The sequence below is a fragment of the Ensifer sp. VA4 genome, from assembly GCF_055710065.1.
The window spans coordinates 90,492-111,446 of the sequence record NZ_JBVQPO010000005.1; the positions used below are offsets into that span (position 1 = coordinate 90,492).

Consider the following 20,955-nt stretch of genomic DNA (forward strand, 5'->3'; position numbering starts at 1 on the left):
CCTCCCACAAGTCAAACAAACCATGGAGGCCAAGATGGCAAACGCAGTTGAGATCATGCACACGCCCACACAGATGACCGCTGAGCGGCCTCGCGCCGTTATGACGCCCATGGAGATGCTGGACCGCGCCGTCTCGTCTGGTGCCAGCGTAGAGACGCTGACGCAGCTCATGACGTTGCAGGAGCGGTGGGAGGCCAACCAGGCCCGCAAGGCGTTCGACGAAGCCATGGCGGCCGTAAAAGCGAACATGCCGAAGATCGTCAAAACCCGGAAAGTCGATTTCACCACGCAGAAGGGCCGGACGAATTACCAGTATGAGGATCTGGCCTCGATCATGAACCAGATCGGCCCGGTCCTTTCGGCTCATGGCCTTTCCGTCCGCTACCGCACGTCGGCCGAGCCGAACCATCCGATTTCCGTCACTTGCATCATTTCGCATCGGCTTGGCCACAGTGAGGAAAACACGCTGATGGCCGGCAAGGACGACAGCGGCAACAAGAACAGCATCCAGGCGATCGGTTCTACCGTCACCTATCTGCAGCGATATACGCTCAAGGCCGCGCTCGGGCTGGCCGCTGCGGCTGACGACGACGGCGCCAAAGCGGACGAGACCACCGACGACACGAAGCTGATCACGGAAGCACAGGCGTCCGTCATCCGCGAACTGATCGAGAAAGCCGAACTCGAAACCGATAAGTTCTGCGAGCGGTGGGAGATCGGGGCCGTCAACGATATCCCGATGAACAAGTTCAACGACGTCGTGCAGTCGCTTCGCCAGCGCGTGGCTTACCTCACGAACCAGCGCGCCCAGGCTCAGGCCCGCGCAGGGAGCGCAGCATGAGCGTCGATATCATCACCTGCGAGCAGAACTCGCCCGAATGGTACGAGGCGCGCCTTGGCATCCCTACGGCCTCCAATTTCGCCACTGTGATGGCGAAGGGCGAGGGCAAGACCCGGCGCACGTACATGCTCAAGCTGGCCGGCGAAATCCTGACCGGCGCGCCAGCGGAAAACTACACCAACGCTGCCATGGAGCGCGGGCACGAAATGGAGCCCGAAGCGCTCAAGGAATACAAGTTCCTGACGAACTGTGAGCCCGAGTTGGTCGGGTTCGTCAGGAACGGCAACAAGGGAGCCAGCCCGGATTGCCTCGTCGGTACCAATGGGCTCGGCGAGTTCAAGAGCAAGGCACCTCATATCCTGATCGAGGTGTTGCTGAAGGATCAGTTCCCGCCAGAGCATCGGGCTCAGTGCCAGGGCGCTCTGTGGGTCGCAGAACGCGAGTGGGTCGATATCGTCTGCTTCTGGCCGAAGCTCCCGCTGTTCGTGAAGCGCGCCTATCGCGACGAAAAATACATCTCGGAAATCGCCGGAGAGATCGACCGGTTCAACGATGAACTCGCCGCCACGGTCGAGAAGATCCGCCGCTATGGTCAATTGGAGGCCGCATGAGCACGCGCGCCATCGTCACCATCAACGGGCCAGCCGAACGCGAGCAAATCGCTCGGTGGGCTCACAAGGTCGAAGCCGGGACCATCGTAGAGTTCCGGAAGAAAACCCGTTCCCATGAGCAGAGCGCCAAGATGTGGGCCATGCTCCATGAGGTATCCGACCAGGTCGAGTGGTACGGCACGAAGCTGGACGCGGAAGATTGGAAGGACGTTTTCACCGCCTCCCTTCGTCACGCTCGCGTCGTGCCTGGCATCGACAAGGGAACCTTCGTTCCGCTCGGCATGCGCACGTCAAGCATGACGATCGAGGAAATGACGAACCTGATCGAGCTCATCTATGCGTTCGGCGCGGAACAGAACGTCGTGTTCAAGGAGCCGCGCGAATCCAACGACAACACCAATCCCGGCGAGGATACCCCAGGCCCGCCGGAGACTGACGATCCGCCACCGTCAGTCAGAGAGGGCGACGGCACAACCCCTCAGCCGTCGCCCTCCAACCCTTTGCCGGCCGAACTGCGGCAACACCTGATGGACTTCGCCCGCAAGGCATCGAAGACGGTCGACGACAAGGAACTGACCGCCGAAGCCAAGGACAAGGCCGTCAGCGACATGATGCTGAACTATCGCGACGTCGTGCCGGAAGCCGACTGGCCGAAGCTGTCGACCGTCGTTGTCTGCCTGAAGGCGGTTCTGAACGGCAAGCGCACGCTTGAGCAGTCGCGAAAGTTCATCGCCGGCGACCTGCTTGATTGCGACGTTGCCGAGATCGGAGGTGCGGCGTGATGCTTGATCTTCTCGGACATGCACCAAGGGCCACCGCCGAATTCCACGGCGATAACAGGCTCACCCTGTCCCGCGAATGGGGAAGCGGCCCCCGAGCTTGCGTCATCGGGTGCAACCCTTCGACGGCGGACGCCTACAAGGATGACCCGACGTCCCGCTGGTGGAATTCCTGGTTCCTCCGCGCTGGGTTCGGACGGTATGACGCCGTGAACCTCTACCCATTCTGCACGTCGGACCCGGCAGAGTGCCGCCGCATTGTCGCGACGATCGACCACGGTGCATGGGACATTCGCGACGATCTGCACTTCGTCAACCTTCCGCATGTCGTCGCAAAGGCAAAGGCCGCCGATCAGGTGTTCGTCTGCTGGGGTGCCATCGCTTGGGATGACCTGTGGATCGATCACGTTGTCGAAGAAATCCAATCCGGTGAGGGGCCGTATCCAGACCTCTGGTGCTGGGGAAAAACAGCATCCGGGGCACCAAAGCATCCGTTGGCGCGGGGCAAGCACAGGATAGCTGCTGACCAGCCGGCAATCATTTGGAAGGCGGCAGCATGACATCCCCTCTCACAGCCCCGCCGAGCGCCGTCGACACTCACCCGACCCCAGACACCGCCGAGGCCGCAGAACGCGCTGTGCGGCTTCCTGACGAACGCAGAGAGCCGTTTGATTATCTCGGGCTGATCAAGCGCATCCGCCGCGATACAGGGAGGCTTTGATGATCGCCCGACTTTTCATCCTCGTGTTCGCCCCGCCGACCCTGATCCTGTCTTTCGTCTACGCGCTGCTGTGCGGGATCGCCAAGGCCGTCGTGTTTGCAATCCTTGCGGTTGATCAGGAGCTCGCATCCATCAAGCGGGACTGGAAGGCCGGAACGATGAAGCTGGAGGATGACGCATGAGCGCGACCTTCGACAAAGCGGCGATCATGTCGACGTTGACCGACGGCATGAAGATGAAGGCCCAGATGCTCAAGAAGGGTATCAGATCCGCCCGCGTCCAATGCCCTCAGTGTGACGGATTCCTTCACGCCCGCCTCGCCGGCCGGAATAAGCACCTTCGCTTCTGGTGCGATGGCCCGTGCAAACGCCAGATGATGGAGTAGCCAGTGACCGACGTAGGCACCACCAAACGCGGCTCCATGTCCCGCATGCGCCGCTTGCGCATCTTCGAAGCCCATGGCGGGCGTTGCTGCCTTTGCGAGCAGAAGATCGACGGCGTGCGCCAGAAATGGACGATCGAGCATCTGATCGCGCTCGGGCTCGGCGGCAAGGACGAGGACGACAACTGCGCTCCGGCTCATGAAGACTGCCGCCGCGGCAAGGACAAACTCGACGTGGCCGCAATCGCCAAGGCCAAGCGGGTCAAGGCGAAACACCTTGGCCTGAACAAGCCGAAGTCGAGCCTGTCGAATCCCCGCTTCCGCAAACTGATGGACGGGACCGTCGTCGATCGTCGAACTGGGGAGGTCGTAAGCCGATGAGCACCACCCTCCTCCCTTGCCCGTTCTGCGGCAGCACGAAACTTGAGGTCTTCGCAAACGTGATCGTCTGCGAGGAATGCGAGGCGCACGGCCCATGCTCGCAAGACGGCCCTGAGTGCACGATGAACCCGCACATCAGAGATCAGGACTGGAACCGCCGCACCACCCCCCGTTCCCTAGACGGCGTGAGAGACGCAGGAGAGTGACCGTTGTGGCTTTACGTACCGAACACCTCAACCTCATCTCTATCTGCACCGGAGGAGCCGGCCTTGATCTCGGCTTCGAACTGGCAGTTCCAGACGCTCGAACAGTCTGCATGGTGGAGAGGGAAGCCTTCGCAGTCGCGACACTGGTTTCAGCGATGGAACAAGGCCTCCTGGCTCAAGCTCCTATTTGGAGCGATGCCCGAACCTTCAATGGCAGAGCGTGGCGTGGCGCAGTGGACGGCCTCATTGGTGGCATCCCGTGCCAGCCTCACAGCCTCGCCGGCCGAAAGCAAGGAAGCCTCGATGCCCGCGACCTCTGGTCAACGGCCCGTCGCATCATCGTCCAGTCCGGTGTCTGGTTCGTCGTCATCGAGAACGTCGGCGGCATGCTCGCGGCGGGGTCTGACGAAATCGCTGGCGCGCAACGAGTATTCCGAGACCTTCACAAGCTTGGTTTCGAGGTTGAGGGAGGATTGTTCACGGCGGCAGAAGTCGGCGCGAGCCATCAGCGCGAACGCATCATCATCCTCGCAGTGGCCGACCCCAGCATCGGGGCTTCCAAACGACGGGGAAGAGCCGGAGACGTGGTTTGCGAGAGCGAGCGACCTGAAGGACAAGCACCAGAACGGCAATGGGGCCGGCGTGCCTCTGGCGATAGCTGCGAAGGTGTTCCAGGCGTCGGCCAGGCCGACGCCTACAGCGAACGACTGGAAGGGCTCAGGCCCGACGCTGGAGCGCAAGGACGGGCAGATGCGGGGCGATCGGCTGGACTACGCAGCCGAGCAGCTATGGAGCACGCCGAGAGCATCGGACGCCGAGCACGGGGGCCCGAACCAGAGGGACAGTTCAGGACGTCCAGCGCTGCCGGCGCAAGCCAGCCAATGGGCCACACCTCGGGTTTCATCGGAGAGGACATCATCGATCGCGCTGGAGCGACCAGACAGCGTGTCGTCCCTATCGATCGCGCAACAGGCGGAAATGGTCATGGGGGAAGTCCCGCGCGAGATCTATCTCGTGAGCGAGAAGACGCAGCGCCGACTTGGATTCGACCCCTCTTCGCTCCGGGACCGGCTGACCTATCCAGTTGGCGCGACACTCTCGCATCCGCGCCGGAGCTTGAACCCGCTTTTCGTCGAGTGGCTGATGGGCTGGCCTCCCGGCTGGACATTGGCCGCGTGGACCGACTTCGCATGCTCGGAAACGGCGTTGTCCCACTTCAGGCAGCATATGCGATCCGCACTCTTGCAACTCGGCTTGCCGCGCGAGGCTCCGCCGGCGCAGCTCGCCTTATTCGGATGATGGAGATCGATCCATGACCGCCACCCCTTCCCCGAGGAGAGAACACGTGACCGAGCTCAGCAAGGAAATGATCGAAGCCGGCCTGGAAGCCGCGAACAGCCGATATCTCGAATTCATGATTGACGACGACATGGCTTTTGACCAGGCAGTTGAGGCTGGCATTCGTGCCGCCGTCGCCCTTCTGCCGTCCCGCTCCCCCTTGGAAACAAGTTGCCTAAATGACCCTGATAATGACCCTGAAAAGGAGAACGGCGGGGCTGCCGCCCAAGTCGAATGGCTGAAGGCGCGACTGGCTGACCTGCAGCTTCCAGCCGGCAAGCGAGATCATGACACGCGCGAGAAATGGCTACTTCAATGCGGCATGCCGGAAGCCGACGCCCTCCGTCCCGTTCAGCCGTCGGTGGGTGTGGCGGTAAAGGTCAAGGAACTCGAATGGAAGCAAGGCGACGAAAACCCATGGTATCATTTCGCACAGTCGTCCATCGGCAACTACATCATCACCGAGTATCCAGTTGTCGGCGACGACGAGTTGGCGGTGCGGCTTCTCGGAACGAGCCAGTACGGCGTTTGGTTCAAGACCCTTGATGATGCCAAGGAAGCCGCACAGGCTCACCTCAATGGCTGCATCCTGTCGGCTCTCTCCACCCCTCCCGCCGCTCAGGATGATCTGGAGCGAATGCGGGAAGCCCTCAAGCCATTCGCCGAGGTAGCTGAATACATCCTCGCAGAAGCTCCTGCCGACGCAACCATGTGGCACGCCTACGTCGATTGCGAAGGCAACGTCGCGCAAATCTCGCTTGAATACCTCCGCGATGCCATTCGCGCCCTCTCCCGCGATGCGTCCAGAGACGAGGAAAGGAGACAGGGATGAGAAAGCCCAAGCAGACGCACGGCCTGCCAAATCTTGGGACCGCCCCAATGGGACGCGTCCGAGCTCCTCATGCAGACGACTTCGCCGTGGACGGGTTCGCTTATGCGATGAAGGATAAGCTTGCTCAGAAGCGCAACGAAGGTCGCGGCGGATGGGAGAACAAGGAAGAATGCTCGGCAGAGTTCCTATCGCAACTCCTCCGCGAGCACGTCGAGAAGGGTGACCCGGTAGACGTCGCCAACTTCTGCATGATGCTCCACCAGCGCGGCGAAAGGATCAAGTGATGGGCCACGACTATTGCCACCGGCATCAGCGCATGTGCAGCCGAAGCTGCCCGGACTGCAATCCTCACACCCATACCGATCCTGATCCGCCTCCCATGACCCCCTCCGAAGGCAAGGGCGATCCCGAACGCATCTGGCTGCAGAATGCCGAGGATGCCAAAGCTATCGGCGAAGGCCGCCTATGGTGCGAAGATAAGGTCTGGCCCGAATGCGCAGAGCAGCAAGAGCCGACCGAATACGTGCGCGCCGATCTGTTCTCCCGTCTGGAGCGCGAGTTGGCCGAAGCACGTGAGGCCCGGGCGATCCTCGAAGGCCACCTGACCGCAGCGATCGATGATTACAACGACGCACGCAGGCAGGATTTCGAAGAGGCCGCGCATATCGCTGAGAATACCATCGAGCCAAATTCAGCAGCGGCGGCATTGGCCGCAAACATGAGAGCCGAGCGCATCGCCGCCGCCATCAGGCAGAGAGCGGAGGGAGCACCACCAACCACTCTCCGTCCGCCCAGCGCCACCAGAGCAGGAGGGCAAGCCATGAAGATGACAAAGCTGCAAACTAAAGCGCTGAAGCAGCTATCGACAGGCCGAGTGAATGGCAAATATATGCCCCTCACATTGGTCCAGCTTGTGGCTTTAGGCTATGCACAGAAGGAAATGTCTGTGACTGGCTGGCACTGGATGTTCTCCATCACCGACGCCGGCCGTGCCGCGATGAAGGAAACGGAGGGGCGGTCGTGACCATGCCCGAGCAACTGTCAAAACGCTTCGATGAAGCCGCTATCGGCCTGGCATCCAGGGGCCAGTTGAGCCGGCACCTTGAGCCGCGCCTGTGGGAAGACCTGCGCTTGAGACTGCAAGCTGTGTACCGCAAAGCCACCGGCGAGAACATGGCCGTGCTGACGGTAGACCATAACCCAGCACAGGCAGCGATGAAGGAGTCCCCATGACCAAGCGCTATTGCCGGTTCTGCCAGTGCGCGACCGATCACACCAAGATCCGGTTTAACGTCTTCGGAGAGACGGACGAAGGGGTTGTTTCCCGGGTGTTCTGGGGAATCGTTAGCTTCGGCGCTAACGAGGCGCTGGCCGATATCCGCTACGAATGTGACGACTGCGGCGCGAGGAGGAAGCCATGACCCTACCCCTCACTCTTCGGCGCCTTAACCGGCTTGGCCTTCGTCGACTTGATCACTTCATAACGATGTCCCGCAACCCTGACCGGGTAATCAACGCCATAGATCGCCACCCGCGGCACAAAGTCGTCGTCTATCCAAACGACCTCACCCGTAAGCACGACGGTATCGCCGATCTCGGGGGCGTCGGGGGATTTCGCGGGTTTCTTAGCCATCTCGGATATTTGGCGCGGGAAGCGCAGGAGGCAAGATGAGCAGAGCGGCCTTCCGACAAGCAGATGTTGAGCGCCTGATCCGTGCTGCGGATCGCGAGGGCGCCGCGGTGCAGGTCGATCTGCGCACGCTCGTTGTCACCTTGATCCCCGGTATCCACAAGAAGGAACCGGTTGACACGCCAGCCAATCAAGGAGGCATCCTACCATCGGGCAATCTCGCCCCCGATGGAAAGGAAAATTGGGATGAGGACTGACAGGCCGGGTTACCAGTACCGGCTGAACAAGGACGGGACTGCCGTCCATTACTGGAATCCGAAACGGGCGGTGAAGGCCGCCCCGGATTATCTCGCGACCATCCGCCTTGCCGATGGTCTTTCCGACGAGGGGATAGCCGCGGAATGCCAGCGGCTCACCGAGCAGTTACGGGCGGATCTGCGCAATATCGATGCGCCACCCAAATACGACGGGACCATCAAGGCCCTGATCGACTGCTACCGATGCGACAAGACGAGCACGCTCCACACCGTCAAACACTCGACGCGCATAAGGGATTACGAACCGAGCTTGCGCGTTCTCGAGAAGAACGTCGGCAGCCGGCGTATTGACTTGCTCAAGGCATCTGATTTCAGAGAGTGGTTCGCCAAGTGGCGACAGAAAGGCCATAGGAGGGCGTCAGGCGCGATCAAGCTCCTGCGGGTGATTATCTCCTACGGAGCCGGCGAACGCCTCAGCGGCTGCGCGCAGGCCAGAGAAATCCTCTCCGACATGCGTTTCGAACAGCCGACGGCGCGCACGGTCGTCATGACCTATGACCAGTGCCTGGCGATCGTGCAGAAGAGCATCGAAATGGAATGCCCCTCGATCGGGTTCGTCGAGGCGCTGAAGTTCGAATCGGCGCTGAGGCGCATTGACGTGATTGGGGAGTGGGCCCCGCCGCCTGAAGGTGGCGCGTTCCGTTGGCGCGGACTGACGGGGCAGGACATATCGCGGGATATGATCCTGACGCTCAAGACGAGCAAGACGGGCGCCGACGTGGCGCGCGATCTGACGGTTATGCCGCTTGTGCAGGAAGCCTTGAAGGCATTCCGCATCCCTGACATCGGCCCCGTCGTCGTCGACGAGGACACAGGCAAGCCCTATTGGGAGAATCGCTATACGGAGAAATTCCGGAAGGTGAGAGACGCGGCCGGCGTACCATCAAATGTCTGGTCGATGGATGCGCGGGCCGGCGCTGTGACGGAGACGGTCGAGGCAACCGGCTCATTGGAAGACGCCAGCAATTTGGCGACGCACAGCACGACAAAGACCACTCGCCGCTATAGCCGCGGGGATGGCCTGGAAAAGAGCCGGCAGATTGCCAAGGCTCGTGCTGAAATGCGTAAGTGACACGTCGTGAAACGAGTGAAACGCCGTTCTGCTAAGGTCTTGATTTCATTGGAGCGGGTAGCGGGAATCGAACCCGCGTATTCAGCTTGGAAGGCTGCTGCTCTACCATTGAGCTATACCCGCGGGCCTTCGATCCAGAAGCAGAATGGTGGAGGGAGTTGGATTTGAACCAACGTAGGCTGAGCCAACGGATTTACAGTCCGTCCCCTTTAACCACTCGGGCATCCCTCCATTATTCTGTCGGGATCTTTCGACCAAGCAATTGAGATCGCGAGACAACCCAGCGACTTGTCGTTGCCGCTCTCGATCTGTGGCCGGGTATATGACTGCCCTCTTTCGTCCTGTCAACACGGCTCAATGGAAAATTTCTGAATTTCTCCACAGCGACAATTCCGGACCGCCCACCGAAAACCATTTCGCCCCGCCTGCAACCTCTCTATAAGACGCCCATGAGCAAAGATCGCACCGGCGACAAGAGCGCCAAGGACACCCATTACGCCAACCTCAGGCGCGCCCACCGCGACGCCAAGCGGGAGCGAGGCGAAATCCCAACGCCAAAACAGGAGAAGCGCCGCAAGGCGCCGGCCGACTGGAAGCCGCCGCAACTCGCGCCGGAACAAGTCCTGCTCTACGGCCTGCACACGGTTCGCGCCGCTCTCGACAATCCGGCGCGCCAGGTCGTTCGCCTCAGCGTTACACAGAACGCCGCTGCCCGGCTGGAGCTCGGCGAACTGTCGGCCCTGCCCTTCCCGGTCGAGACCGTGACGCCGCAGGATCTCGACAAGATCCTCGGTCCTGATGCGATCCACCAAGGCGTCATGCTCGAAACGCGTCCCTTGCCGCATCGCAAGCTCGAAGCGCTTCGCGACTGCCCGCTGATTCTCGTGCTCGACCAGGTGACCGACCCGCACAATGTCGGTGCCATCATGCGCTCTGCCGTCGCCTTCGACGCCGGCGCGCTGATCACCACCATGCGCCACAGCCCGACCGAATCGGGCGTGCTCGCCAAATCCGCCTCGGGCGCGCTGGAGATGATTCCCTATATCCAGATCACCAATCTTGCGGATGCCATCGAAGAGCTCCATCGGCTGGGCTTCCAGACGATCGGCCTCGATTCGAAAGGGCCGCAGCCGCTCGAGGGAACATTCAGCGGCGAGAAGATCGCACTCGTTCTCGGTTCCGAGGGCAAGGGGCTGCGGCAGAAGACCCGTTCGATCGTGACGGACCTTGCCCGGCTCGACATGCCGGGCGCGATCAAATCACTGAACGTATCGAACGCGGCGGCGATCGCCATGTATGCTGCGCGCCAGTTCCTGAACCGCTGAGATCTCCAGACAGCGCCGACCGCCCATCGCGACGACCATGCGGGCGGTCGCATTGCCCCAGGCTTAGCGCAGCGACACCAAGGGCCGCACATTGACGCGATATTGGGCCAGTGGAAATCTCCGCGTGGTTGGGATCGGAGAGCTTTCATGGTCATCGCACTGGCATCACGCGTACCACTGTTTCGGCTGCTGGTTTTGACTGCGGTCTGCCTCGGTCCACACACCGCCTCCGCGGCCGGCGACATCGATCCCGCCATCATCGCGGCGCAGACGGGCGATTATCTGGTCGCGCCGCTCGATGGCGCCGACGGATGCAAGCTCACACTCACCGCCGACGAGGCGATCGGCGGCTACGCCGTTGCCGGGGCCGAGGGCTGCGCCAAGAGTCTGCCAATCCTTGCCGACGTCGCCGCGTGGAATTTCGACGGCAGTGGTGGCCTGTTGCTGATCGACGTCCTGCGAAAAGTCCACGCCCGCTTTGAAGAGAGCGAGGGATCCCCTCTCCTGACGAACGGCGAGAACGGGCCGCGACTGGCGCTCGTGCCGGCGGTGGACGGCATCTCGCATCTGCCGGCGCCGGCCAATATGAAAGGCGCATGGCAGATGAAACGTCCGGACGGAACCGCCGTCTGCCAGGTGACCTTCACGGGGACCGTCGACAGTGGCGGTAATCTGGGGCTGTCCGTGGAGGAACCTTGCGAAGGCGCCGTCAGAAAACTGAAACTGCGGAGCTGGACAGCAAACGGCCTTGGCATAACCCTGCTCGGAGACGGCGGCAGTTCGCTCGCTTTCACGGCCACAGCTTCCGGATTCGAGAAAGACCGGAACGAAGGCGGCAAGCCGCTGCTCCTCGTCAGAAACTGACCGATGGCCGCGTAAAGTCCAGAGGCGTGCTTGCCGTCGGACAGCCGTCGCGCAACTTTTTCCACGTGGTGACATTGAGGTTCATCTCGCAGCGCGCGAGATAGGCGTTACCGCCAACGCGCACGCAGGCAATCTGTCCAAGTTCATACTTCGAACCATCGCGGTTGCGGCAGGTGCAGCCGTGATCCGGCGGCGCGGCAAGTGCGGCTTCGGCGGCGAGCAAAAGGGCCACCGTAGCGGTCATGCCCCAAAGGATCGTCCGCCGGTTCGTCATGAAGGCAATATAAAGCAAATCGGGATAGACGAAAACGGACAATGCCGGCTGCATCCGCAACCGGCACCGTCCGCAAGCAGGGCCAAGGCCCCTCCACCGGATCACCGCCGTGATCCGCTGAACCTATCTATATTTTAGCTCGCCAGGCGAAGCACATTGCCCTCGGCAATGGTCTTTTCGGCCTCGGCGATCGCGAACTGCTTGGAGTCGGCGCTGAGGTTCAGGCCTTCGGCGCGGACGAACTCAACATCGGTGACGCCCAGGAAACCAAAGACCGTCTTCAGGTAGGATTCCTGGTGGTCCATCACGGCAGCCGGACCGGCGGAATAGTGACCGCCGCGGGTCGAGGCGACGATGATCTTCTTGCCCTTGGCGAGGCCCTCCGGACCATTTTCGGTGTAACGGAAGGTCTTGCCGGAGACGGCAATGCGGTCGATCCAGGCCTTGAGCTGGCTCGGAATACCGAAATTGTACATCGGGGCGCCGATGATGATCGTGTCGGCAGCCAGGAATTCTTCGAGCATGTCGCGGCCAAGCTTGACGTCGGCGGCAAGGACGGCGTCCACGCCTGCGAGATCTGCGGGAGCCATGATCTGGGCGCCGGTCAGGTGCGGGAGCGAGCTGGCGGCGAGGTCACGGTAGGTCACCGTTGCATCCGGGCGATCAGCCTTGACCTGAGCAGCGAGTGCGGCCGTCAGGCGGCGGGAAACCGAGTGATCACCGAGGATACCGGAGTCGATATGAAGAACATTCATGGGAACACCTTTGTGTTTGCGTTGCGGTGATCCACATATGAGGGGAAAACAATCACCCGATAAGCCAGTGGATATTTGACATACTGTTTCCAGACGGAAACAATCACGCCGAGCATCCGCACTTCGGAGACAGGACAATGCAGGATCTAAACGACCTCGGGCTTTTTGCCGCCGTGGTGCGAAACAACGGCTTCAGTGCTGCCGCACGTGACCTCAACATACCCAAGTCCAAACTCAGCAAACATGTGGCCCGCCTCGAGGAGCAGCTCGGTGTGCGCCTTCTCGAGCGCTCGACCCGCAAGCTGCGCGTCACCGACATCGGCCGCGTGTTCTACGAGCATTGCCAGGGGCTGCTCGACGGCGTTGCTGCCGCCGAAGCCGAAATCGCGGCCGTTCGGGCCGAGCCCTCCGGCACCGTCAGGCTCGCCTGCCCGCTCGGGTTTACGCCCATGCTCGCCGATATCCTTCCGGCGTTTCACCGGCGCTATCCCGGCGTACGGCTGCTGATCACCGCCACCAACCGCCGCATTGACCTCATCGAGGAACGGATCGACGTAGCGCTTCGCGCCCGCGGCCAACTCGACACCGACAATCAACTGATCATCCGCAAGTTCGGCGAAGTGCGCGAGCGGCTCGCCGCCAGCCCGACGTTCCTTGCCCGCGCGGGCGAGATCACGATCGACAATCTCAGCCGGCAGGCAACGCTGTCGATGAACGAACAGCACCCGACCGATGTCTGGCGGCTCATCTCGGCCGACGGGCACACGACGGAGATCACCCACCGCCCGATCATCGGCTGCAGCGACTTCATCATTCTCGAACGTGCCGCGATCGAAGGCATGGGCGTGGCGCTGCTGCCGGACCATATCTGCGAGCGCGCCTTCCGGGCCGGCGTCTTGGTACCGGTGCTCCCGGAGTGGACCTCGAACGACGTCGTCGTGCACCTCGTCTTCCCGTCCCGCCAGGGCATGCTGCCGGCAACCCGGGCGCTGATCGACTATCTCGCCGAAAATCTCCTCAACGCCCTGCAGAAATGCCGCGAGGTTCCGGTACGGATGGCCCCCTCGTTCGACATCTGACGTCGCTACCCGGTGCCGCTCGACACCGGCAAATCATCAAGAGATGGCCGTCGGGAGCGCGGACCGTGGACCGAATTGCATTGGCGTGACGATCTCCACGCCGAGGGCCACCGCGTGACGATGCGCGGCAGCCCGCATCTCAACCCGAATGCGGTCCCAGCAAAAGCGAACGATTTCAGCAAAAAAGGATGACTTGGTGCCCCCAGAGAGACTCGAACTCCCGACCTACTGATTACAAATCAGCCGCTCTACCAACTGAGCTATAAGGGCACTTTCAGCGGTCGGAGTTACCATAATCTCGCGCGGTGTAAAGCAAATTTGCGAATTCTCCCAATTTTTCAGATGCGTTCGGCGGCCGGCCATGCCAGAAACGGGGTCGAGAGATCGCCGTAAGCGGCATGCAACGCATCGAACGGACTAGAGTTTCATGGCCCGAACGTTCAATTCCTTCGCCTTCCTCGCCTCCTCTGCGGAGGAGGCGCAAAAGGCTGCGGCCGATCTCAAGGCGATCTATGGTGATCACGATCCGGCAAAGGCCGACGTGATCGTGGCGCTCGGTGGTGATGGCTTCATGCTGCAGACGCTGCACCAGACCATGAACAGCGGCAAGCTGGTTTACGGCATGAACCGCGGCTCCGTCGGCTTCCTGATGAACCGCTACAGCACCGAAAACCTGCCGGACCGTATCTGTCAGGCGGTCGAAAACGCGTTCCATCCCCTGGAGATGCAGACGACCGATGTCTATGGCGAGAGCTTCACGGCGCTTGCGATCAACGAGGTTTATCTCTTCCGCCAATCCTACCAGGCCGCGAAGCTGCGCGTCGTCATCGACGGCAAGACGCGGCTAGAGGAACTGACCTGCGACGGGTTGCTGGTGGCAACGCCCGCCGGATCGACGGCTTACAACCTCTCGGCCCACGGTCCGATCCTGCCGCTCGAAGCGCCGCTTCTCGCGATGACGCCGGTCAGCGCCTTCCGTCCGCGGCGCTGGCGCGGCGCGCTGCTGCCGAACCATGTGACCGTCGAGATCGAAATCCTCGAAGCCGACAAGCGACCGGTCAACGCGGTGGCGGACCACCAGGAAGTAAAATCAGTGGTCAAAGTGCGAATCGCCGAATCGGAAAACATGACGGCGCGCATCCTCTCGGATCCCGACCATTCCTGGTCGGACCGCATCCTGGCCGAGCAATTCTCGAACTGAGCGCACGTTCTCCGCGCGATATGGTATGATCCTCCACGGACCGGCTTGCGACCGCTACTGCATGTTTTCTTTAATCGGTACCCGATTAAAGAAAACATGCAGTAATTCAAAATGCTACAGCGCTGCGCGTCTGATAAGACGCGCAGCGCTGTAGGAGCGAGGCGGCCGCGGAATGGTTTGAAAGGACGACAATCCCAAATGCAAAGATCCGCCCTTCTCGTGCTTCTCCTGCTCGTGACGAGCGCCGGCGCCAAGGCCGAGGACGCCAACGTCGTGCCGCCGCGGGTAACCTTTGTGACGAGCACGGGCTACTGGGAGGAAAGCGGAGAGCCGCTTTCTTCGCCCGACCCCAATGCGGCCGCCGAGAAGCGAGGCGACGCCCGGCGCGGCTACTACAAGCTGATCGCGCTTCGGCAGGCGGATGGCACGGCACAGGTCCATCTGCAGCAGATCGAAGCGACACCAGCCGGACCCGTGGTGGTTTCCTCGGCGGAACTCGAAGAGTTCTCGGCGCTCAAGGCCTATGTCACCGACATTCGCCCGGAGAGCTCGACCGGCGTCACCGCGCAGCCGGGCATGTTCGCGACGGTCTATCTGAAGACCGATCCGACCGCGCGCGAACCGGAGAGCTGGACCGTGCTCATCGACGATCTCGGCGACATCAAGATCGAGCGCGCCTCGAACTGAACAAACGAAAGGGCCGGATGCGAACACCCGGCCCTCTTCAATTCCAGAACTCTCGCCGCGATGCTTAGAGCGGGTCGCGATCTCTCAGATTCGCTCCTTGCGCTTTAAGTTCTTGATATCGCATGTCTTATCGCAAAACCACTGCGCACTTTTGCGCGACATGCCTTAGTTCAGATCGTCGACGACGGCATCCGCACCGCCGCTGACGCGGTGCGCGAGCGCCGCTTCCATGAACTCGTTGAGCTCGCCGTCGAGAACATCGCCCGGTGCCGTGCTTTCGACGCCGGTGCGCAGATCCTTGACCAACTGGTAGGGCTGCAGAACGTAGGAGCGGATCTGGTGACCCCAGCCGATGTCGGTCTTCGACGCGGCTTCGGCGTTGGCCGCCTCTTCCCGCTTCTTCAGCTCGGCCTCATAGAGGCGGGCGCGCAGCATGTCCCAGGCCTTTGCCCGGTTCTTGTGTTGCGAGCGCTCCTGCTGGCACTGCACGACGATGCCCGACGGCATGTGCGTGATGCGCACCGCCGAGTCGGTCGTGTTGACGTGCTGACCACCGGCGCCCGAGGAGCGGTAGGTGTCGATGCGGCAATCGCTCTCATTGACGTCGATCTGAATCGAATCGTCCACCACCGGGTAAACCCAGATCGAGGAGAACGAGGTGTGACGGCGCGCGTTGCTGTCATAGGGCGAAATGCGTACCAGGCGATGCACGCCCGATTCGGTCTTCAGCCAGCCATAGGCATTGTGGCCCTTGATGAGCAGCGTCGCAGACTTGATGCCGGCTTCTTCGCCGTCCTGGATTTCCATCAATTCGACTTTGTATCCCTGGCGCTCGGACCAGCGGGTGTACATGCGTAAAAGCATGTTGGCCCAATCCTGGCTCTCCGTGCCGCCGGCACCCGAATGCACTTCGAGATAGGTGTCGTTCTGATCGGCCTCACCAGACAGCATGGCCTCGACCTGCTTCTTGGCCGCTTCCGACCGAAGCTCGCGCAGCGCCTGCTCGGCATCCGCGACGATCGCTGCATCGCCCTCTTCCTCACCGAGTTCGATGAGTTCGATGTTGTCGTTGAGCTGCTGCTCGAAACGACGCAGGCCATTGATGCCGTCGTCAAGCTGCTGGCGCTCGCGCATCAGCTTCTGAGCTTCCGAAGCATCGTTCCAGAGGGTCGGGTCTTCGGCCTTGTTGTTCAACCAGTCCAGTCGTCTTACCGCCTGATCCCAGTCAAAGATGCCTCCTCAGCAGGCTTATGGCCTGCTTGATTTCGTCGACAATATTCTCGATTTCGCTGCGCATGATCCTGCTTCTTGTGAACCCGAAATGAAGGTGAGCGTCAAATAGCGATGCCCGCCGCTGATGTAAAGGCGGCGGGCATCGCGAATGAAGAAAGGCTTTAGAACAGGCCGTTGGAACCGGAGGTCACCGCCTGATTTGCCTGCGGCGAGTTCTTCAGGATCTCTTCCGGCGGAACATATTGATCGAGACCGCCGATGACCGAGAAGGTATCGGCCGGGCCAGTGCCGGGCTTGAAGGCTTCGATGATCGTGTCCGGCTCGCCCTCATAGGCGGCCATGCCGGTCTTGCGGTTGACGGCGATCATGCTCATGCCTTCCGGTACGACGAACTTGCTCGGGCGTATGCCCTTGACGGCTTCCTGCATGAAGTCGTTGAAGATCGGCACCGCAAGGCTGCCGCCCGTGGCGCCGCGGCCGAGCGGGGCGGGATTGTCAAAGCCGAGGTAGAGGCCGGCAACGATGTCCGGCGTGTAACCGACGAACCAGGCGTCCTTTTCGTCGTTGGTCGTGCCAGTCTTGCCGGCAACCGGGCGATCGAGCTTGATCTTGCCAGCCGCCGTGCCGCGCAGCACCACGCCCTCCATCATCGAAGTGATCTGGTAGGAGGTCATGGGGTCGAGCACCTGCTCGCGATTGTCGGTCAGAACAGGCTCATCCTGGCTCTGCCAGTCGCCTGCATTGCAATTGTCGCAGGTGCGATCCTCATGCCGGAAAATCGTCTTGCCATAGCGGTCCTGAATGCGGTCGATCAGCGACGGCTTGATCTGCTTGCCGCCGTTGGCGAGCACCGAATAGGCCGAGACCATGCGCAGAACCGTCGTTTCGCCGGAGCCCAGCGACATCGCGAGCAGCGGCGGCATCTTGTCATAGATGCCGAAACGCTCGGCATATTCGGCGACGAGGTTCATACCCATGTCATTGGCGAGGCGAACGGTCATCAGGTTGCGCGACTTCTCGATGCCGAGACGCAGCGTCGACGGACCGGCCGAGCCGCCACCATAGTTTTCCGGGCGCCAGACCTGACCGCCGGCGACGATTTCGATCGGGGCGTCGAGAATGACCGACGCCGGCGTATAGCCGTTGTCGAGCGCTGCGGCGTAGACGAAGGGCTTGAAGGAGGAACCCGGCTGGCGCATCGCCTGGGTCGCGCGGTTGAACTCCGACTGGCCATAGGAGAAGCCGCCGACCATCGCGAGTACGCGGCCGGTCTGCGGGTCCATCGCCACGAGACCGCCCTGGACCTTCGGCGGTTGGCGGAGGCGATATTCGCCCTTTTCGGGCAAGGGTTCGACATAGACGACATCGCCGGCGCCGAAGACGCCTTCAGGGGATTTCGCCGACTTGCGGTCGCCGTTGGCGGACCGGTAAGCCCACTGCATGTTCTTGGCGGAGATGTGTCCAGTGACGCGTTCGGCCGCGATCTTGCCCGAGGCTTCCTTATCCGGCTGGATGCCGATCTCGGCACCCTGCGCATCGACCGACAGAACGACGGCGAGCTTCCACTCCGGCACGTCGCTGAAGGCAGGAACCGCGCCCAGCGGCTCACCCCAATCGCCACCGATCTCGATCGTCTTGACTGGACCATGGAAGCCGCGGCGCTCGTCATAGCTCAGCAGACCCGCCTGCAGCGCCTTGCGCGCCGCGATCTGCAGACGCGGATCGAGCGAGGTGCGAACCGACAGGCCGCCTTCATAGAGCGCGTTGTCGCCATATTTCTGGATGATCTGCCGGCGGACTTCCTCGGCGAAGAAGTCGGACGCGAAGAGATGTGCGCCACCGCGGCGTGGATTGACGCCGAGCGGCTGCTTCTTGGCCTCTTCGCCATCGGCCTTGGTGACGTAGCCGTTCTCCACCATGCGGTCGATCACCCAGTTGCGGCGTTCGATAGCGGCTTCAGTCTTGCGGAACGGATGGTAGTTGGCCGGGCCCTTCGGCAAGGCGGCGAGATAGGCGGTCTCGGCAATGGTAAGCTCGGTGACCGACTTGTCGAAATAGGTCAGCGCCGCACCGGCAATGCCGTACGAATTGAGGCCGAAGAAGATCTCGTTGAGATAGAGCTCGAGGATCCGGTCCTTGCTGTAGGCCTGCTCGATGCGGAAGGAAAGGATTGCTTCCTTGACCTTGCGGTCGATCGTCTGGTCGGACGACAGCAGGAAGTTCTTTGCCACCTGCTGCGTGATCGTCGACGCGCCCACGGGTCGACGGCCGGATCCGAAGTTCTGCAGGTTGACGGCGATGGCGCGGGCGAGACCCGTAAGGTCAACGCCCGGATGCTGGTAGAAATTCTTGTCCTCGGCCGAAATGAAGGCTGCCTTGACGCGATCCGGGATCGCCTGGATCGGCAGATAGAGACGCCGCTCGCGCGCATATTCTGCCATCAGGGCGCCGTTGCCGGCATGAAAGCGCGTCGTCACAGGCGGCGAATATTTCGCCAGCACCTCGTAGTCAGGTAGATCCTTGGTGACGACGCCCAGATAAAGCGCCACGGCTCCGGCCACGCCAAGCAGCAGAAACGCACCAATCCCGAAGAAATATCCAATCAGCCTGATCATCAGTCAGATACCGGTACCTTAATTATCGTCCAATTGCCGGACCGCCGCGCGACAGTCCATGCTCTGTCCCGCCGGTTTACATTGCGTCGGTCCGGCCAAACTCTTCCATCAGTAATCGTCTGGCATCGCAGCGCCCCGCCAGCCCGGCTCCTCATATGGCGAGGAACCCCGGGCATCAACTCGTTTCTCAACAAATCCGGGCGCAATTCCGGTTAGGTCTCGGATTGTGCGTAAAATAGGGCTGTTTCTGATTATCGCGTGCGCATCCAGTTGAAAAGCATAACGCTGTTACCGGGGCGACACAAATCACTTCGTTCCCGGTCATGCCTTCAAACGTCAGCCGCCGCTGGCGACCGCCTGCTCGCGGTAACGCTGAACCGCGACGGCAAGGCGCTCCGAAACTTTTTTGCGCCATTCCGCATCCAGCAGCAACTTCTCATCTTCCTTGTTCGACAGGAATCCCAGTTCCAGCAGGATCGACGGCACATCGGGAGCCTGCAGCACGCGGAACCCGGCGAACCGGTGCGGGTTGTTGATGAGATTGATCTGGCCCTCGAAGGAGGAGACCACCGAGCGCGCCAAGTTGACGGAGAAGGCCTGCGTCTCGCGGCGGGTCAGGTCGATCAGGATATCGGCGACCTCCGCGGGCTCGCTTTGAAGCGGCACGCCGGCGATTTCGTCCGAAAGGTTCTCGCGGGCAGCAAGGCTTGCGGCCAGATGGTCCGATGCCTTGTCGGAGATCGTATAGACCGTAGCGCCACGGATGTCCTTCTGCCGGAGCGCATCGGCATGGAGCGAGATGAAAAGATTGGCGCCCTTGTTGCGGGCTATCTGCACGCGCTGCGGCAGCGAGAGAAAGACATCCTCTTCGCGGGTGAGGAAAGCCTCAATCCCCGCGCCCTTGTTCAGGGCCTCGACGAGGTCTTTGGCAAAGGCCAGCGTGACGTGTTTCTCTTCCGTCTTCGTCTCGCCGGCGAGCGCGCCGGTGTCGATACCGCCGTGACCGGCATCGATCGCGACGATGAACGGTCCGCCGTCCTTCGTAGGCGCAACCGCAACGGGTCTGCCGGTTTTCGTCGCTGCAACCGAACCGGTCCACTGCTGTTCGCCGAGAAGCGCGTCGAAACGCGCCTGGTCGACCCGTACGACGTCGAGGACCAGGCGGTAGCCCTTGCCCCCCTCTTCCGCAATTACTTCCGCATGGGTCACGGCGACCGGTCCCTTCGCGGAGAGAACGATGCGGGAATTGCCCGCCCCCATGCCGCCATAGCGGATCGCATCGAACAGGCCGCGCGGCTCGAGGCTCTCCGCCTTCAGACCAAAGGCCGTTTCCGGAAGATCGACGACCACGCGAACCGGGTCGGCCACGTAATGAAGGGAAAAGTCCGGCTTGCGGTCGAACTCGACGACGACCCGGGTGCGCGCGTCGTCACCGGCGATCCGTGCGCCGAAAGCGAGCAAGGGGCCCGACTCGACAGCATTGGCGGTCTGCGCGTTCAAGAGGAAACCTCCGACGAGCAACGATGCACCGAGCAAACGCCAACCCGTACGCGACATCAACGACAACAGCGAACCGAGCATACAAACCGCCAAAGGCTTCACCTTGGGCTCCCCACCACTTTCTCAAAAACCAGACGGCAGCCGACGCGGCCACCAAACGCACACCTTGATCAATGAACCTCTATGGTTAACCAAAGCTTGACAAAGGTCATCCTCCGTCCTGCGCCGAAGCCATCGATTCATCATTTGCCGGCCTACTCCACGTGGACGATCGAATCGATCATTATTGTGGCGGCACGGGCTTTTCCCTTG

At 61.5% G+C, this 20,955-nt stretch carries 26 protein-coding genes and 3 tRNA genes; 20 read left to right on the forward strand and 9 right to left on the reverse strand.

The genetic code is table 11. The features are described 5' to 3' along the window. The first annotated feature begins 34 nt into the window (after window positions 1-34). From AC0C6X_RS09800 to AC0C6X_RS09860, 13 genes are all read left to right on the forward strand, one after another. Entirely contained in the window at window positions 35-841 is an 807-nt protein-coding gene (locus tag AC0C6X_RS09800; RefSeq protein ID WP_472952859.1) for an ERF family protein, read from the forward strand. Further along, complete coding sequence (locus AC0C6X_RS09805; protein ID WP_472952861.1) at window positions 838-1,452, forward strand: lambda exonuclease family protein; 615 nt, start codon at window positions 838-840, stop codon at window positions 1,450-1,452. The genes AC0C6X_RS09800 and AC0C6X_RS09805 overlap by 4 nt, the downstream gene beginning before the upstream one ends. After that, window positions 1,449-2,234 (forward strand): recombination protein NinB, encoded by a 786-nt coding sequence (locus tag AC0C6X_RS09810; protein ID WP_472952864.1) that lies wholly within the window; start codon window positions 1,449-1,451, stop codon window positions 2,232-2,234. Before AC0C6X_RS09805 ends, AC0C6X_RS09810 begins: the two co-directional genes overlap by 4 nt. Next, on the forward strand, window positions 2,234-2,791 hold the full coding sequence (locus AC0C6X_RS09815; protein WP_472952866.1) for a DUF1643 domain-containing protein: 558 nt from the start codon (window positions 2,234-2,236) through the stop codon (window positions 2,789-2,791). The genes AC0C6X_RS09810 and AC0C6X_RS09815 overlap by 1 nt, the downstream gene beginning before the upstream one ends. A 160-nt stretch (window positions 2,792-2,951) precedes the next feature. Next, a complete protein-coding gene (locus AC0C6X_RS09820) occupies window positions 2,952-3,134 on the forward strand; it encodes a hypothetical protein (protein WP_472952868.1) in 183 nt (60 codons plus the stop codon). Further along, on the forward strand, window positions 3,131-3,337 hold the full coding sequence (locus tag AC0C6X_RS09825) for a hypothetical protein (RefSeq protein WP_472952870.1): 207 nt from the start codon (window positions 3,131-3,133) through the stop codon (window positions 3,335-3,337). The genes AC0C6X_RS09820 and AC0C6X_RS09825 overlap by 4 nt, the downstream gene beginning before the upstream one ends. A 3-nt stretch (window positions 3,338-3,340) precedes the next feature. After that, the gene (locus tag AC0C6X_RS09830) at window positions 3,341-3,715 is read left to right on the forward strand and encodes an HNH endonuclease (RefSeq protein WP_472952872.1); all 375 of its coding nucleotides are present in this window, start codon (window positions 3,341-3,343) and stop codon (window positions 3,713-3,715) included. Between the two features lie 211 nt (window positions 3,716-3,926). After that, complete coding sequence (locus AC0C6X_RS09835) at window positions 3,927-5,237, forward strand: DNA cytosine methyltransferase (protein WP_472952874.1); 1,311 nt, start codon at window positions 3,927-3,929, stop codon at window positions 5,235-5,237. Window positions 5,238-5,266: 29 nt separating this feature from the next. After that, window positions 5,267-6,091 carry a hypothetical protein gene (locus AC0C6X_RS09840; protein WP_472952877.1) on the forward strand — a complete coding sequence of 275 codons (825 nt, stop codon included), beginning with the start codon at window positions 5,267-5,269 and terminating at the stop codon, window positions 6,089-6,091. Continuing rightward, window positions 6,088-6,375 carry a hypothetical protein gene (locus tag AC0C6X_RS09845; RefSeq protein WP_472952879.1) on the forward strand — a complete coding sequence of 96 codons (288 nt, stop codon included), beginning with the start codon at window positions 6,088-6,090 and terminating at the stop codon, window positions 6,373-6,375. Before AC0C6X_RS09840 ends, AC0C6X_RS09845 begins: the two co-directional genes overlap by 4 nt. Beyond that, window positions 6,375-7,115 (forward strand): hypothetical protein, encoded by a 741-nt coding sequence (locus AC0C6X_RS09850; protein ID WP_472952881.1) that lies wholly within the window; start codon window positions 6,375-6,377, stop codon window positions 7,113-7,115. The genes AC0C6X_RS09845 and AC0C6X_RS09850 overlap by 1 nt, the downstream gene beginning before the upstream one ends. Beyond that, window positions 7,112-7,324, forward strand: coding sequence for a hypothetical protein (locus AC0C6X_RS09855; RefSeq protein ID WP_472952883.1), 213 nt, complete (start codon window positions 7,112-7,114; stop codon window positions 7,322-7,324). The genes AC0C6X_RS09850 and AC0C6X_RS09855 overlap by 4 nt, the downstream gene beginning before the upstream one ends. Further along, a complete protein-coding gene (locus AC0C6X_RS09860; RefSeq protein ID WP_472952885.1) occupies window positions 7,321-7,512 on the forward strand; it encodes a hypothetical protein in 192 nt (63 codons plus the stop codon). The genes AC0C6X_RS09855 and AC0C6X_RS09860 overlap by 4 nt, the downstream gene beginning before the upstream one ends. Window positions 7,513-7,514: 2 nt before the next feature. Here the strand turns inward: AC0C6X_RS09860 and AC0C6X_RS09865 are convergent, their stop codons facing one another. Continuing rightward, entirely contained in the window at window positions 7,515-7,724 is a 210-nt protein-coding gene (locus AC0C6X_RS09865) for a hypothetical protein (protein WP_472952886.1), read from the reverse strand. 35 nt (window positions 7,725-7,759) lie between these two features. Here AC0C6X_RS09865 and AC0C6X_RS09870 point away from each other — a divergent pair, with 35 nt between their 5' ends. Both AC0C6X_RS09870 and AC0C6X_RS09875 read left to right on the forward strand, forming a co-directional pair. Continuing rightward, entirely contained in the window at window positions 7,760-7,978 is a 219-nt protein-coding gene (locus tag AC0C6X_RS09870; protein ID WP_472952888.1) for a hypothetical protein, read from the forward strand. Then, the gene (locus AC0C6X_RS09875; RefSeq protein WP_472952891.1) at window positions 7,968-9,110 is read left to right on the forward strand and encodes a hypothetical protein; all 1,143 of its coding nucleotides are present in this window, start codon (window positions 7,968-7,970) and stop codon (window positions 9,108-9,110) included. The genes AC0C6X_RS09870 and AC0C6X_RS09875 overlap by 11 nt, the downstream gene beginning before the upstream one ends. Window positions 9,111-9,159: 49 nt before the next feature. Here the strand turns inward: AC0C6X_RS09875 and AC0C6X_RS09880 are convergent. Both AC0C6X_RS09880 and AC0C6X_RS09885 read right to left on the reverse strand, forming a co-directional pair. Further along, a tRNA-Gly gene (locus AC0C6X_RS09880) sits at window positions 9,160-9,233 on the reverse strand. Window positions 9,234-9,256: 23 nt separating this feature from the next. Continuing rightward, window positions 9,257-9,341 (reverse strand) — tRNA-Tyr (locus AC0C6X_RS09885). Between the two features lie 218 nt (window positions 9,342-9,559). Here AC0C6X_RS09885 and AC0C6X_RS09890 point away from each other — a divergent pair. Together AC0C6X_RS09890 and AC0C6X_RS09895 are read left to right on the forward strand one after the other, a co-directional pair. Next, complete coding sequence (locus tag AC0C6X_RS09890; RefSeq protein WP_472952893.1) at window positions 9,560-10,435, forward strand: TrmH family RNA methyltransferase; 876 nt, start codon at window positions 9,560-9,562, stop codon at window positions 10,433-10,435. A gap of 147 nt (window positions 10,436-10,582) precedes the next feature. Further along, window positions 10,583-11,299 (forward strand): AprI/Inh family metalloprotease inhibitor, encoded by a 717-nt coding sequence (locus tag AC0C6X_RS09895; protein ID WP_173516238.1) that lies wholly within the window; start codon window positions 10,583-10,585, stop codon window positions 11,297-11,299. Here the strand turns inward: AC0C6X_RS09895 and AC0C6X_RS09900 are convergent. Continuing rightward, window positions 11,289-11,543 carry a hypothetical protein gene (locus tag AC0C6X_RS09900; RefSeq protein WP_246304394.1) on the reverse strand — a complete coding sequence of 85 codons (255 nt, stop codon included), beginning with the start codon at window positions 11,541-11,543 and terminating at the stop codon, window positions 11,289-11,291. The two genes, AC0C6X_RS09895 and AC0C6X_RS09900, sit on opposite strands and share 11 nt — an antisense overlap. A gap of 164 nt (window positions 11,544-11,707) precedes the next feature. Next, window positions 11,708-12,328, reverse strand: coding sequence for an FMN-dependent NADH-azoreductase (locus AC0C6X_RS09905; protein ID WP_472952896.1), 621 nt, complete (start codon window positions 12,326-12,328; stop codon window positions 11,708-11,710). A 137-nt stretch (window positions 12,329-12,465) separates the two neighbouring features. On the opposite strand from AC0C6X_RS09905, the gene AC0C6X_RS09910 reads away from it, so the two are divergent. Beyond that, window positions 12,466-13,407 (forward strand): LysR family transcriptional regulator, encoded by a 942-nt coding sequence (locus tag AC0C6X_RS09910; RefSeq protein ID WP_472952898.1) that lies wholly within the window; start codon window positions 12,466-12,468, stop codon window positions 13,405-13,407. 194 nt (window positions 13,408-13,601) lie between these two features. Here the strand turns inward: AC0C6X_RS09910 and AC0C6X_RS09915 are convergent. After that, a tRNA-Thr gene (locus AC0C6X_RS09915) sits at window positions 13,602-13,677 on the reverse strand. A gap of 157 nt (window positions 13,678-13,834) precedes the next feature. Between AC0C6X_RS09915 and AC0C6X_RS09920 the strand changes: the two genes are divergently transcribed. Next, a complete protein-coding gene (locus AC0C6X_RS09920) occupies window positions 13,835-14,608 on the forward strand; it encodes an NAD kinase (RefSeq protein WP_173516235.1) in 774 nt (257 codons plus the stop codon). 198 nt (window positions 14,609-14,806) lie between these two features. Beyond that, window positions 14,807-15,295: a hypothetical protein gene (locus AC0C6X_RS09925; protein ID WP_472952900.1), complete on the forward strand. Its 489-nt coding sequence runs from the start codon at window positions 14,807-14,809 to the stop codon at window positions 15,293-15,295. Window positions 15,296-15,460: 165 nt separating this feature from the next. On the opposite strand, the gene prfB is transcribed toward AC0C6X_RS09925, so the two are convergent. From prfB to AC0C6X_RS09940, 3 genes are all read right to left on the reverse strand, one after another. Then, window positions 15,461-16,592 (reverse strand): peptide chain release factor 2 gene (gene prfB, locus AC0C6X_RS09930; protein WP_173516233.1). Its coding sequence is split into 2 segments (ribosomal slippage): window positions 15,461-16,522 and window positions 16,524-16,592, totalling 1,131 coding nucleotides; the frame shifts between segments, so codons are not numbered across the junction. Window positions 16,593-16,689: 97 nt separating this feature from the next. After that, window positions 16,690-19,143: a penicillin-binding protein 1A gene (locus AC0C6X_RS09935; RefSeq protein WP_472952902.1), complete on the reverse strand. Its 2,454-nt coding sequence runs from the start codon at window positions 19,141-19,143 to the stop codon at window positions 16,690-16,692. A gap of 336 nt (window positions 19,144-19,479) precedes the next feature. Continuing rightward, entirely contained in the window at window positions 19,480-20,724 is a 1,245-nt protein-coding gene (locus AC0C6X_RS09940; protein ID WP_376741627.1) for an N-acetylmuramoyl-L-alanine amidase, read from the reverse strand. Window positions 20,725-20,955 lie beyond the last annotated feature (231 nt).